The sequence below is a fragment of the Pedobacter sp. CAN_A7 genome (assembly GCF_015752175.1).
Classification (GTDB): domain Bacteria; phylum Bacteroidota; class Bacteroidia; order Sphingobacteriales; family Sphingobacteriaceae; genus Pedobacter.
Window position 1 is genome coordinate 39,510 of record NZ_JADOUW010000004.1, and the last position, 12,526, is coordinate 52,035.

Annotated in this window: 8 protein-coding genes; 4 read left to right on the plus strand and 4 right to left on the minus strand. The window is 42.1% G+C overall.

Going from position 1 to position 12,526, the window contains the following annotated elements; genetic code table 11:
- Positions 1-6: 6 nt before the first annotated feature.
- The gene (locus IWX76_RS14990) at positions 7-3,201 is read left to right on the plus strand and encodes an efflux RND transporter permease subunit (protein ID WP_196860844.1); all 3,195 of its coding nucleotides are present in this window, start codon (positions 7-9) and stop codon (positions 3,199-3,201) included.
- A gap of 72 nt (positions 3,202-3,273) precedes the next feature.
- Here IWX76_RS14990 and lpdA read toward each other — a convergent pair whose 3' ends face one another.
- Genes lpdA through IWX76_RS15005 form a run of 3 tightly spaced genes read right to left on the minus strand, consistent with a single transcriptional unit; the run spans position 3,274 to position 6,797 of the window.
- Complete coding sequence (gene lpdA, locus IWX76_RS14995) at positions 3,274-4,680, minus strand: dihydrolipoyl dehydrogenase (protein ID WP_196860845.1); 1,407 nt, start codon at positions 4,678-4,680, stop codon at positions 3,274-3,276.
- 39 nt (positions 4,681-4,719) lie between these two features.
- Positions 4,720-6,390 carry an ArnT family glycosyltransferase gene (locus tag IWX76_RS15000; protein WP_334642030.1) on the minus strand — a complete coding sequence of 557 codons (1,671 nt, stop codon included), beginning with the start codon at positions 6,388-6,390 and terminating at the stop codon, positions 4,720-4,722.
- Positions 6,387-6,797 carry a GtrA family protein gene (locus IWX76_RS15005; RefSeq protein WP_196860846.1) on the minus strand — a complete coding sequence of 137 codons (411 nt, stop codon included), beginning with the start codon at positions 6,795-6,797 and terminating at the stop codon, positions 6,387-6,389. Before IWX76_RS15005 ends, IWX76_RS15000 begins: the two co-directional genes overlap by 4 nt.
- Positions 6,798-6,920: 123 nt before the next feature.
- On the opposite strand from IWX76_RS15005, the gene IWX76_RS15010 reads away from it, so the two are divergent.
- The 3 genes from IWX76_RS15010 to IWX76_RS15020 all read left to right on the plus strand — a co-directional run bounded on the left by IWX76_RS15010 (position 6,921) and on the right by IWX76_RS15020 (position 11,233).
- Positions 6,921-8,792, plus strand: a complete 1,872-nt coding sequence (locus IWX76_RS15010) for a CocE/NonD family hydrolase (RefSeq protein ID WP_196860847.1) — start codon at positions 6,921-6,923, stop codon at positions 8,790-8,792.
- Between the two features lies 1 nt (position 8,793).
- The gene (locus tag IWX76_RS15015; protein WP_196860848.1) at positions 8,794-10,461 is read left to right on the plus strand and encodes a M1 family metallopeptidase; all 1,668 of its coding nucleotides are present in this window, start codon (positions 8,794-8,796) and stop codon (positions 10,459-10,461) included.
- A gap of 73 nt (positions 10,462-10,534) precedes the next feature.
- Positions 10,535-11,233 (plus strand): head GIN domain-containing protein, encoded by a 699-nt coding sequence (locus IWX76_RS15020; protein ID WP_196860849.1) that lies wholly within the window; start codon positions 10,535-10,537, stop codon positions 11,231-11,233.
- A 59-nt stretch (positions 11,234-11,292) separates the two neighbouring features.
- Here the strand turns inward: IWX76_RS15020 and odhB are convergent, their stop codons facing one another.
- Positions 11,293-12,522, minus strand: a complete 1,230-nt coding sequence (gene odhB, locus IWX76_RS15025) for a 2-oxoglutarate dehydrogenase complex dihydrolipoyllysine-residue succinyltransferase (protein ID WP_196860850.1) — start codon at positions 12,520-12,522, stop codon at positions 11,293-11,295.
- Positions 12,523-12,526 lie beyond the last annotated feature (4 nt).

A 12,526-nucleotide genomic window follows, 5' to 3' on the forward strand; every position in this document is an offset into this window, starting at 1 on the left:
ATTCTGATGAAAATAACAGAAATATCTATTAAACGCCCATCCCTGGTTATCGTTGTTTTTACGGCGCTCACCTTGCTGGGTTTATTAAGTTACTTCTCCCTGAGTTATGAGCTTCTTCCGAAGTTCTCTAACAATGTGGTTTCTATATCGACCATCTATCCGGGAGCTTCGCCAAATGAGGTAGAAAATACAGTAACCAAAAAGATAGAGGATGCCGTGTCATCCATGGAGAACATTAAAAAACTGAATGCAGTTTCGTATGAAAGTTTATCTGTGGTGACCATTACCTTGAACGATAAGGCTAATGTGGATCTTTCCTTAAATGAGGCACAACGGAAAGTGAATGCTATTCTTGCCGACTTACCGGAAGAGGTGAAAACTCCTTCCTTAAATAAGTTCTCGCTTGATGACCTTCCGGTCATCACCATGTCGGCTTCGGCAAGTATGGATGACGCAACCTTTTATGACCTTATTGATAAAAGAATTGCCCCAATTGTTTCGCGTGTTAGTGGTGTTGCCCAGGTAAATTTAGTTGGTGGACAGGAACGTGAGATCTATGTAGGTTTGGACGGTAACAAAATGCAAGGATATGGCTTATCTATTCTGCAGGTTCAACAAGCTATTTTATCATCTAACCTTGACTTCCCGACAGGTAGTGTGAAAACACAGGACCAGGATATTTTAATCCGTTTATCGGGTAAGTATAAAGATGTTGAGGAGTTACGTAACCTGGTAGTGAGCACGAGTAAAGCCGGTGCTCAGGTACGTCTTTCTGACATTGCTGATATACAGGATACCCAGAAAGAAGTAGATAAACTGGCAAGAATTGACCAGAAAGGTGCGATTGCCGTACAGATTATTAAACAATCTGATGCGAATGCAGTAGAAGTAAGTAAGGGTGTACACAAAATTGTAGAAACCCTGCAAAATGATTATAAAGCGAATAACCTGAAAATTGACATTGTTAACGACAGTTCTATTTTCACGTTGGAATCTGCTGATGCAGTTATCCACGATTTAATCCTGGCGATTATATTGGTAGCCTTCGTGATGTTGTTTTTCCTGCATAGTATCAGGAACGCGGTGATCGTGATGGTGTCTATTCCTGCCTCCCTGATTGCTACTTTTATCGGTATTGATATGTTAGGTTATACCCTTAACCTGATGTCGCTGTTAGGGCTATCCTTAGTGGTAGGTATTTTAGTGGATGATGCCATTGTGGTATTGGAAAACATTTACCGCCACATGGAGATGGGCAAGAACAAAGTGCGTGCTGCTTTTGATGCCACTAAAGAGATTGGTTTTACGGTTGTTTCCATTACCCTGGTTATTGTGGTGGTGTTCTTCCCGATTGCGATCAGCTCTGGATTGGTGTCTAACATCCTACGTCAGTTCTGTGTAGTGGTCATTATAGCTACGCTCCTATCCTTACTCACCTCCTTTACCATCGTACCGCTATTGTCGTCACGTTTTGGTAAACTGGAGAAAATTGAAGGTAAAAATGCTTTCGGCCGTTTCATCCTATGGTTCGAAAAACAACTCCATAAATTCACCGTTTGGATTACGGGTATCTTAAACTGGTCTTTAGATCACAAAGCCATCACCATTGGTGGAACATTCTTGTTGTTAATCAGCTCTTGCGGTTTAGTAGGTGGTGGATACATTGGTACAGAGTTTTTCCCTAAAAGTGATAAAGGGGAGTTCCTTGTACAATTAGAACTTCCAAAGGATGCTTCGGTAGAACAAACCAATAAGGTTACCCAACAAGCAGAAGCTTTTTTAACTAAAAAGCCAGAAATCACGCAAATGATTACTACTGTTGGACAAGCCAGTGGCGACTTTGGAGGAACACAGGCAACAGCTTATAAATCGGAAATCAACGTCAAGTTGGTTGATCGTAAAGACCGCGAAGATGCTTCTAACATCTACGCCACAAAAATTAGCCGCGAATTAGCAAAACAACTGCCAGGTGTAAAAGTAAAAACAGTACCGATTAGTATTTTAGGTATTGCCGAAAATGCACCAATTGAATTGGTGGTCATGGGGTCTGACTTAGACAGTGCCATGAAATATGCTAAAGCAGCAATGACAGTACTCCAGGATATTGACGGATCTGCTGAGGTTAAACTATCAGTTGAAGAAGGTAGTCCGGAGATTAATGTACAGGTAGACCGCGATAAAATGGCTGCCCTGGGTTTATCATTACAAACGGTGGGTGGAACCATGCAAACTGCTTTTAGTGGCAACACGGATGGTAAATTCCGTAAAGGAGAGTATGAGTACGATATTAATATCCAATACCAGGCTTTCAATAGACAGAGCAGTGAAGATGTGCGGAATTTGATCTTTATCAACGACGCAGGTCAGCAGGTGAAGCTTTCACAATTTGCAAACATCATTGAAGGATCTGGCCCTAGTCAGCTGGAAAGACGTGACAAAAGTACATCTGTATCTGTTAAATCCCAATCCATTGGTCGCCCTACGGGTACCATTGTTGCAGAATTCAGGTCTAAGTTAGAACAATTAGAAGCCGACAAAAAATTAGTCAAACCAGTAGGTGTGAGTTATTTATGGGGTGGTGATGAAGAAAACCAAAGTGAAGGTTTTGGTACCCTGGGTATTGCCTTATTAGCGTCTATTATTTTGGTTTACCTGATTATGGTGGCCCTTTACGATAGTTTCGTTTACCCATTTGTGGTGATGTTCTCCATACCATTATCCGTTATTGGAGCCTTACTTGCTTTGGCTTTAACTAATAATTCCCTGGGTATATTTACCATCCTTGGTTTGATCATGTTGATTGGTTTGGTGGCTAAGAATGCAATTATCCTGGTCGATTTTACCAACCAGATGAAAGCAGAAGGTCGCGAAACCAGAGAAGCTTTGATTTTAGCTAATCATGCCCGTTTGCGTCCTATTTTGATGACAACCCTGGCCATGGTTATCGGTATGTTACCTATTGCATTAGCCAGCGGTGCCGGTGCAGAATGGAAAAATGGATTAGCCTGGGTAATTGTGGGTGGTTTAACCAGTTCCCTATTCCTGACGTTGATTATTGTTCCGGTAATGTACCTGGTTTTCGATAGAATCCTTGACCGTTTCGGTTTCAACAAAAAAGGGAAGTCTGTTGACGAGTTAATGGTAGAACCTTACCAACATAAAGAAGTAAAAGAATACGAATTAGACGAAGCAACAATTTAAGTTTCGTCTCAAAACAGAAAGGCCCCTGGATCAAATGATTCAGGGGCCTTTTTATTAATATTGGAATTTGTATTAAATGTGTATTGCTCTATTCTCCGTAGCAGCCATTGCTGCTTCTTTGAAGGCTTCTGTATACGTTGGGTGTGCATGGCAAATTCTTGCGATGTCTTCGGCCGAAGCACGGAACTCCATGGCTACCACTGCTTCAGCAATCATGTCAGCCGCACGCGGACCAATCATATGCACGCCTAAAATCTCATCTGTAGTGGCATCAGCAAGTACTTTTACAAAACCGTCTGTATCCATGCTGGCTTTAGCACGTCCACTGGCTTTGAAAGGGAAAGATCCTGCTTTATATTTGGTCCCTTTTTCTTTTAGCTGCTCTTCAGTAGCACCTACTGAAGCAACTTCAGGCCAGGTATAAACTACACCAGGAATCAGGTTATAGTTAATATGTGGTTTTTGTCCGGCTATAGTCTCTGCAACATAAACACCTTCATCCTCAGCTTTGTGAGCAAGCATAGCGCCGGTTACCACATCACCAATTGCATAAACACCTTCAACTGAAGTTTCTAAGTGTTCATTAACCGGGATTTTATTGCCACGGTCTTCGGTTTTAATACCGATGTTCTCTAAACCTAGTCCAGCAGTATATGCAGTACGGCCTACAGCAACAATGCAATAGTCTGCTTCCAATTTTACCTCTTCGCCTTTTGCATTTTCTGCAGTAACGGTAACGGTTTCACCAGCTACAGTAGCGCCGGTAACTTTATGCTTGGTATAAAATTCCATGCCTAAAGATTTCTTTAACACCCGTTGTAGTTCTTTTCCAAGACCAGCATCCATGGTCGCAATAATAGACGGTAAGAATTCTACAACTGATACTTTAGTTCCCAAACGGGCATATACCGATCCTAACTCTAATCCAATTACCCCACCACCAATAACAATCATAGTTTTAGGAACTTCTGCTAAGTTTAAAGTCTCCGTAGAAGTTATAATTCGTTTTTTATCGATAGGTAAAAATGGAAGCGCAGTTGGTTTTGAACCTGAGGCAATAATGACATTTTTTGCCGTCACCTGCTCCGTAGTACCATCATCTTTAGTGATTTTAACGGTATTTTTATCAATAAATGAGCCTACACCTTGGAAAGTATCAACTTTATTTTTCTTGAACAGGTATTGTATGCCTGCTGTATTTTGTGCGACTACATCGTTTTTACGGGCAATCATTTGTGGCATGTTCACTTGCAGGTCTTTCAACTCAATACCGTGCGTACTAAAGGTATGTGCAGCATTGTGATAATGCTCTGAAGAATCTAACAATGCCTTTGATGGAATACATCCTACATTAAGGCAGGTACCACCAAAAGTTTTATATTTCTCTATTACTGCGGTTTTTAAACCAAGTTGAGCGCATCTGATTGCACTAACATATCCGCCGGGACCAGAACCAATAACAACTACATCGTATTGCATAAATAAAATTTTTGTGTAAACAAAGTTAAGAATATATTCTTATTTTATAAGTATAAGCTGCGAGGAACCTAAGGTTTGTTCGCGGGTTTGGTGATGGAGAAAAGCCCCTTTTACCCTAGTAATCGGATACCTTTTAAAGGTTTTTACAACCGCTCCATGTAAGCCCGTTGCAGCAAGCTGGCTGATAGCCTCACTTTCGCCAAACAACAGAAAAGGCCTCTCTGGAAGCTCATTATCCTGCCCTATGCGGTAATAGATTAAGGGTTCATGACTATAAAAGTCGATGGCATAACTGTAACCATTAATCACCTTCACCACCGGCAGTTTCTCAGGGTTATGTGTATTCAGGTAAAAGGCAGCTTCGCTATCGGCCTGGTAGGTGGTCAACTGGGGATAATAGACCAGGTTAAAATAGAGGTTAACAAAAAGTACTACGGCTGCCGACTGGAAATAGATTTTATAGCTCCCTTGATGTCTGCTTAAGGTAGTGATCACGATTAAAACGACAGCTAAAATAAGGAGAACGATGGTGCTCAACGAGACCCCCTCTGGCTGGAAATAAAAGTTCAGGGCGCCAATGGCCACCATCATTAAACAAATGATCAGCAGCTGAGTAACCTGGATAGCCTTGCTACTTCCTGCACGCTGTAAGGTATAAATGTACTGCGCGGTTAGGATGGCAAAAAAAGGAAATATAATGGTAATGTAGTGTGGCAGTTGAAATTTAGATGCAGAAAAGATGATAAAAGTTAAAGCCGCGCCACCCAAGTTGTACCAATGTGCAGCCTGTGGTTTACGGAAATGCTGACGAACAAATTTCACGACCGCTACATAAAACAAGATACACCAGGGAAGGAATGCCCATAAGGTGGTATGAAGGAAGAAAAACGGATCACCACTGGCTTTTTTGATAGGCCCGGTATTGAAGAAACGACCAAACTGGCTATCCCAAAAGAAAAACTGCAGGCCTGAAACACCAGTTCGGCCAAAGATCACTTTCTCCGGATGGGCATCAAATTGCTGATATAAAGACCACAATTCGGGCAGCATGAACAAAAGTACCAGCGCGGCGGCAATTAACCAGCGGTAGTTAAATAGTAATGACCATTGTTTGGTGATGATTAAATGGCCTGCAATGGCACCAAATACAGGGATAAGGGCGAAAATGCCTTTAGTCATCACGGCACAGGAGGCAAATACAGAGCCGAACACCAATGGCCAGAACCATTTGTGCCCAAGTGCTTTATAAAAATGATAGACGCTGGCAATGATCAAACCCGTGAGGTAAGGTTCTGCACGCACATCTGTATTGGAAATAATCAGGTGTTCTGCGGTTAGTAAAATTAACACCGCCCAAAGGCCCGTTTCTTTATTATAAAGCGATTTGGCGAAGAGGTACGTATAAACAGCTCCTACCATGACCATTAAAACTGCAGGCAATTTATAAGCCCAGGTGCTGATGCCAAAGATTTTAAAGGAGATGGCAGCAAGCCAGAAAGGGAAATGTGGTTTGTCTAGCCAGTCTTTACCCTCCACATAAAGATCAGAGAAGTTATTGTTTATCGCCATGGTTTTGGCAATGGAGGCATACAAAGCACCATCAGGACCAATAATGGTAACCCATAATCCGCTGAAATTAACCAGCACTGCGAGTCCGATAAATGCATATAGCCATTTAAACCTTAATGCGGTCTGCGAATCATCCATCATAAGTCGGCAGTATTTTGTTCTTTAGTAGATTTAAACACATAAAAATAATTGGCACTGAAATTCCAAAGGAAAACTAAACCTACAGCTATAATTTTACTCAGGTAAAAATTAAGCAACAACAGGTTGTTAAATACATAAACCACCATCGAGTTGAGCAACAAACCAATAATGGATACCGTAATAAAAGCGGCCAGTTGCTTGCTGATCTTAGCTTTGTTCTGAAAGGTCCAAATCCTGTTAATGAAATAGTTGCTCATGACCGCAGCGCTGAAACCAATGGCATTAGCCAGAAACTTATTTACGTGTAACACATCCTTAAATAACCAGGTTAACGAAAAATCGATGACCATACCAGACATACCGGTTATTCCAAATTTAACTATAGATAAAAGTCGCTTATCTGCCATGCGCCGCTGTTTGCAATTATTTTCTAAAGGTACAAGGATTTTCAATGTTCCAATATTTTTACCTTGGACAATATGCTTTAAGACCTATTTTTTGTAGGTTTAGCCTATCAAACCCTCAAACTTATGACGCTATTAAAGGCCTTATTTTTACAGGTCATCACGTTGTTCTTTGGACTTTCTGCCTTTGCACAACAAACTGACTCCGCCTATATCAGGCAAAACTTCACGAAAATAGAAAGAACAATTCCCATGCGAGATGGGGTTAAATTGTTTACAGCAATTTACATCCCAAAAGAAAAGGCTAAAAAATATCCTATTCTTTTGAACAGAACACCCTATACTGTATCGCCCTACGGTGAGGATAAGTTTAAAACTACCCTTGGCCCCTCTTCTGCACTATTAAAAGAAGGTTTCATTTATGTTTACCAGGACGTAAGGGGTAAATGGATGAGTGAAGGGGAATTTGTAGACGTACGACCTCAGCTTACCGGAAAAAAGGGAAAGAAAGACATTGATGAAAGCACCGATACCTACGATACCATCGATTGGCTAATTAAAAACGTTGGCAATAACAATGGTAAGGTCGGTATTTATGGCATCTCCTATCCTGGCTTCTATTCCACCACTTCCTTACCTGGCGCACATCCTGCCCTAAAAGCGGTATCACCACAAGCACCTGTAACGGATTGGTTTATAGGCGACGATTTCCACCATAATGGTGCCCTGATGCTGGCCGATGCCTTTAATTTCTACTCTTCCTTTGGCGTGCCACGCCCTAAACCTATTACTCCAGACCGGGGTCCGAAACCTTTACCACTCCCTATTAAGGATAATTACCGTTTCTTTCTTAGTGTTGGCGCTTTGAAAAATGTGAATGCTAAATATTTCGGCGACAGTATAAAGTTTTGGAATGATTTGATGGCGCATGGTACGTACGATGATTTCTGGAAAGCCAGGAACATCAGGACACACCTAAAAGATGTTAAACCAGCCGTACTGGTGGTTGGAGGCTTTTTTGATGCCGAAGATACCTACGGAACATTCAAAACCTATGAGGCCATAGAAAAGCAAAATCCAAAGGCCAACAACAACCTGGTGGTAGGCCCCTGGTTTCATGGCGGCTGGGTAAGAAGTACCGGAGACAGCTTTGGTGATATCAACTTTGAACATCCGACCAGTGCACATTACCAGGAAAAAATAGAATATCCTTTTTTTATGCATTACCTAAAAGACGGCCCAAAACATCAACTGGCTGAAGCGACGATCTTTTTAACAGGAAGCAACCAATGGAAAAACTTCGACACCTGGCCTCCTGCAGACACAGAAAAGAAAACTTTGTATTTCCAGCCTAATGGCGGGTTAAGTTTTAACAAACCTACAGTAGCCACCAGCTTCGATGAATATGAAAGTGATCCTAATGCACCGGTTCCTTATCAGGATGGCGTACAAGAGCGCAGAACGCGGGAATATATGGTCGATGACCAGCGCTTTGCCGCCCGCAGACCAGATGTAAAAGTTTACCAAACCGAAGTATTAACTGAAGACATTACCCTTACCGGTCCACTGACTGCTGATTTATTTGTAAGCACCACAGGCACTGACGCCGATTACGTGGTTAAACTCATTGATGTTTATCCGGAAGATGCCACTTCTACCCTTTCCACATCGGTAATGATGGGTGGTTACCAGATGCTCGTTCGCGGAGAAATCATGCGCGGTAAATTCAGGAATAGTTTCGAGAAACCCGAAGCTTTTGTACCCGGGCAAGTAACACAGGTTAACTATGAACTCCCTGATGTTGGCCATACTTTTAAAAAAGGCCATCGGATCATGGTACAAGTGCAAAACTCCTGGTTCCCTTTGGCCGACCGCAACCCACAAAAATTTATGGATATCTATACTGCCGACAACCAGGATTTCCAGAAAGCAACACACCGTATTCACCATGATACAAGCCATGCAACAGGCTTGGTCGTGACCATTTTAAAACCATAACATGTCCTTCAAAAGATTACTACTTGCGCTCCCTGTGCTACTCCTTTTCACCCTTTCGGCTACTGCTCAATTGATGCAGCCAAAACCGGAAAAGTTCTCCCGTGCCGATACCTTAAGGGGCACGCTAACACCCCTGCGTACTTGTTACGATATCAATTATTACCACCTGAGCGTGAAAGTTGATATTGACCAGCGTTTTATCTCCGGAAGCAATGAGTTTGCTTTTACGGCTGTGCAGGATTTCAAGAAACTGCAGTTTGACTTGTTTGAAAACCTGAAAATAGAAAAGGTGATTTACAATGGGGAGCCGCTTGCATTTACAAGAGAATTTAATGCCGTTTTTGTGACTTTCCCACAGACCATTAAAAAAGGGGCAAAAGATAAATTTACTGTTCATTATTCCGGGAACCCGATTGTTGCTAAAAAAGCACCCTGGGATGGTGGTTTTGTTTTCGCAAAAGACAGTGCAGGTAAACCATGGGTAACTGTGGCCTGCCAGGGATTGGGTGCCAGCAGCTGGTGGCCTAATAAAGATCACCAGAGTGATGAGGTGGACAGTGTATTCATCAGCATGAGTGTTCCAAAGGGTTTAAAGGAAGTGTCTAACGGCCGCTTACGCAGTGTAGTGGAACAGGCCGATGGCTACACGCAGTTTAACTGGTTTGTAGGTAACCCGATTAACAATTATAACATTACCTTTTATATTGGCGACTACGCCCATTGGACAGATGAATTTGATGGTGAAAACGGCAAATTAGCCCTGGATTACTGGGCATTAAAAGCTGATAGCGCTAAAGCCAGACCACATTGGGATGCAGATGTAAAACCCATGTTAAAGAGTTTTGAGCATTGGTTTGGTCCTTACGCATTCTACAAAGATGGCTACAAACTGGTACATGCCCCACACTTAGGCATGGAGCACCAAAGCGCAGTGGCTTATGGCAACAAGTTCAAAAAAGGTTACGCCGGCACTGATTTATCTGGCTCTGGCTGGGGTATGAATTTCGACTTCATTACCATTCACGAAAGTGGTCATGAGTGGTTTGGCAATAACATCACCGCCAAAGATATTGCCGACATGTGGATCCATGAAAGTTTCACTAATTATTCGGAAGCGCTGTTTGTGGAAAGCCAAAGTGGCAAGGCTGCTGGCGAAGAATATGTAATTGGGGTCAGGAAGAAGATTCTCAATGATGTGCCAATTATTGGTCATTATGGAGTTAATAAAGAAGGATCCGGCGACATGTACTATAAGGGCGCAAACATGATCCATACGATAAGACAGCTAATCAATAATGACGATAAGTTCAGGACCTTATTAAGGGGCATGAATAAAACTTTTTACCACCAAACGGTCACCACGGAACAAGTAGAGCAATATATCGGTAAGCAGAGCGGACTGAAACTGGATAAGGTATTTGACCAATATTTACGTCATACGGAGATACCGGTGCTGGAATATAAAATTAACCAGGGTAAGTTAAGTTACCGCTGGGCGAACAGCGTTAAGGGATTTAAAATGCCGCTGAAAGTCACGCTGACAAAAGGTAAATACAGCTTCATCTCTCCTACTGAAAAGTGGAAAACCACTAGTATTGATCGTTCATTACCTCCCAGCGAATTTAATGCTGATCCAAACTTCTATGTATTAATAAAAAATATTTTATAATTTTTAGGTCGGGCGTGCAACTAAATGCAAATAGTTGGGTCTTATAGATAACCTAACCTTATAAAATAATTTTATGAAACATTGTATTAAAATCTTAATCCTGGTACTACTGGTTTGTGTGGTATCAGCGAATACAACCTTTGCCCAGGAGCGGGCCGTTAGCAACTTCGATGGCGTCGCAATTAGTGGTTCTATTAAAACCATTATTCAGATCGGCAATAAGGAGAGCCTTCGTTTCGAAGGTGACCAGGAAGCCATTAACGAACTGATTACTGAAGTTAAAGGTGGTGTCTTAATCATCAGAACCAAAAATAAATGGGGAGAGTGGAACAAGAAGTTCAGAAACAGCCGCATTACGGCTTACATTACGGCCAAAAAGTTAACCTCCTTAACCATGAGTGGTTCTGGAAGTATAGATGTGCAAGGCCAGATTAATTCAACGGAACTTGCTGCTACCGTTAGCGGATCAGGGATCATCCGGGCATCCGCAAATGTTAAATCATTATCAGCGGTAGTTAGTGGCTCTGGCAACGTAAATATTCAGGGCAGGGCCAATGATGCCAACATTACTGTTGGTGGCTCTGGCAACTTCAGAGGAACAGACTTGCGGGCAGAAACAGCATCCACAACTGTTAGTGGCTCCGGATCAATTTACATTTCCGCCCACAAGAAGTTAAATGCCGTAGTATCAGGCTCCGGAAATGTTCATTATACGGGAGACCCACAGGTTGAAAAAACAGTTTCAGGCTCTGGTGGCGTCAGAAAAAGCTAAATAAAAAAACGGCCTTTCCAATTGGAAAGGCCGTTTTTTTATTTATACCGTTATTAGGATTAAACGCCTAACAATAAACGAGCTGGATCTTCTAACAATTGTTTAACCCTTACCAGAAAACCTACAGATTCTCTTCCATCAATGATACGGTGATCATATGATAAAGCTAAATACATCATTGGACGAACAACCACTTCTCCTTTAATTGCAATTGGGCGCTCAATAATATTGTGCATCCCTAAGATTGCCGACTGTGGAGAATTAATGATTGGCGTTGACATCATTGAACCAAAAACACCACCATTGGTAATGGTAAAAGTTCCACCTGTCATTTCCTCTAAAGACAACTTGTTGTCGCGGGCTTTAGTAGCTAGTTCTACAACACTTTTCTCTATTTCAGCAAGACTTTTGCTTTCTGCATTACGGATAATCGGAACAACTAATCCTTTTGGTGCAGACACCGCAATGGATACGTCAACGAAATCGTTATACACAATTTCTTCACCGTCAATACGTGCATTTACAGAAGGGAAGTCTTTTAAAGCCTCACAAACTGCTTTGGTAAAGAAGCTCATAAAGCCTAAACCTACACCATATTTTTCTTTGAACTTATCTTTGTATTTACCACGTAAGTCCATGATCGGCTTCATGTCCACTTCGTTAAAAGTAGTTAACATGGCCGTTTCACTTTTTACCGCTACTAAACGTTTAGCAACAGTTTTACGCAATGGCGTCATTTTTTGTCTGCGCTCATTTCTAGAACCTGCAACAACTGGAGCAGCGGCCGGAGCCGATGCTGGTGCTGGTTTAGCAGCAGCTTTAGGCTGAGCTTTTTCAGCGTTTAAAGCATCTTCTTTAGTAATTCTTCCGTCTACACCAGAACCTTTAACGTCGGCAGGCGCTACACCTTTCTCCGCAAGGATCTTTCCAGCCGAAGGCGAAGGTGTACCCGTAGCATAACTGTCGCCAGTTTTTTCAGCTACCGGAGAGACCGCTTTCTCTTCTGCAACAACAGCTTTTTCTTCTTTTTCTGCCGGTGCCGCAGGTGCTGCGCCACCATCTTCAATTTTACATACTACAGCGCCAATAGCAAGGGTATCACCTTCCTGGGCCACTGTTCTTAAAGTTCCCGCTTGTTCAGCAGTTAATTCAAATGTCGCTTTATCTGACTCTAATTCAGCAATAACTTCATCCATTTCAACTGCGTCACCATCATTCTTTATCCAGCTGGATAAAACAACTTCAGTAATTGACTCTCCTACTGGCGGAACTTTTATTTCTATACTCATAACT

Coding starts and splice junctions, on each gene's coding strand:
- IWX76_RS15005 (WP_196860846.1), bottom strand. CDS start 6,797: ATGGCAGATAAGCGACTTTTATCTATAGTTAAATTTGGAATAACCGGT.
- IWX76_RS15000 (WP_334642030.1), bottom strand. CDS start 6,390: ATGATGGATGATTCGCAGACCGCATTAAGGTTTAAATGGCTATATGCA.
- IWX76_RS15015 (WP_196860848.1), top strand. CDS start 8,794: ATGTCCTTCAAAAGATTACTACTTGCGCTCCCTGTGCTACTCCTTTTC.
- IWX76_RS15020 (WP_196860849.1), top strand. CDS start 10,535: ATGAAACATTGTATTAAAATCTTAATCCTGGTACTACTGGTTTGTGTG.
- odhB (WP_196860850.1), bottom strand. CDS start 12,522: ATGAGTATAGAAATAAAAGTTCCGCCAGTAGGAGAGTCAATTACTGAA.
- lpdA (WP_196860845.1), bottom strand. CDS start 4,680: ATGCAATACGATGTAGTTGTTATTGGTTCTGGTCCCGGCGGATATGTT.
- IWX76_RS14990 (WP_196860844.1), top strand. CDS start 7: ATGAAAATAACAGAAATATCTATTAAACGCCCATCCCTGGTTATCGTT.
- IWX76_RS15010 (WP_196860847.1), top strand. CDS start 6,921: ATGACGCTATTAAAGGCCTTATTTTTACAGGTCATCACGTTGTTCTTT.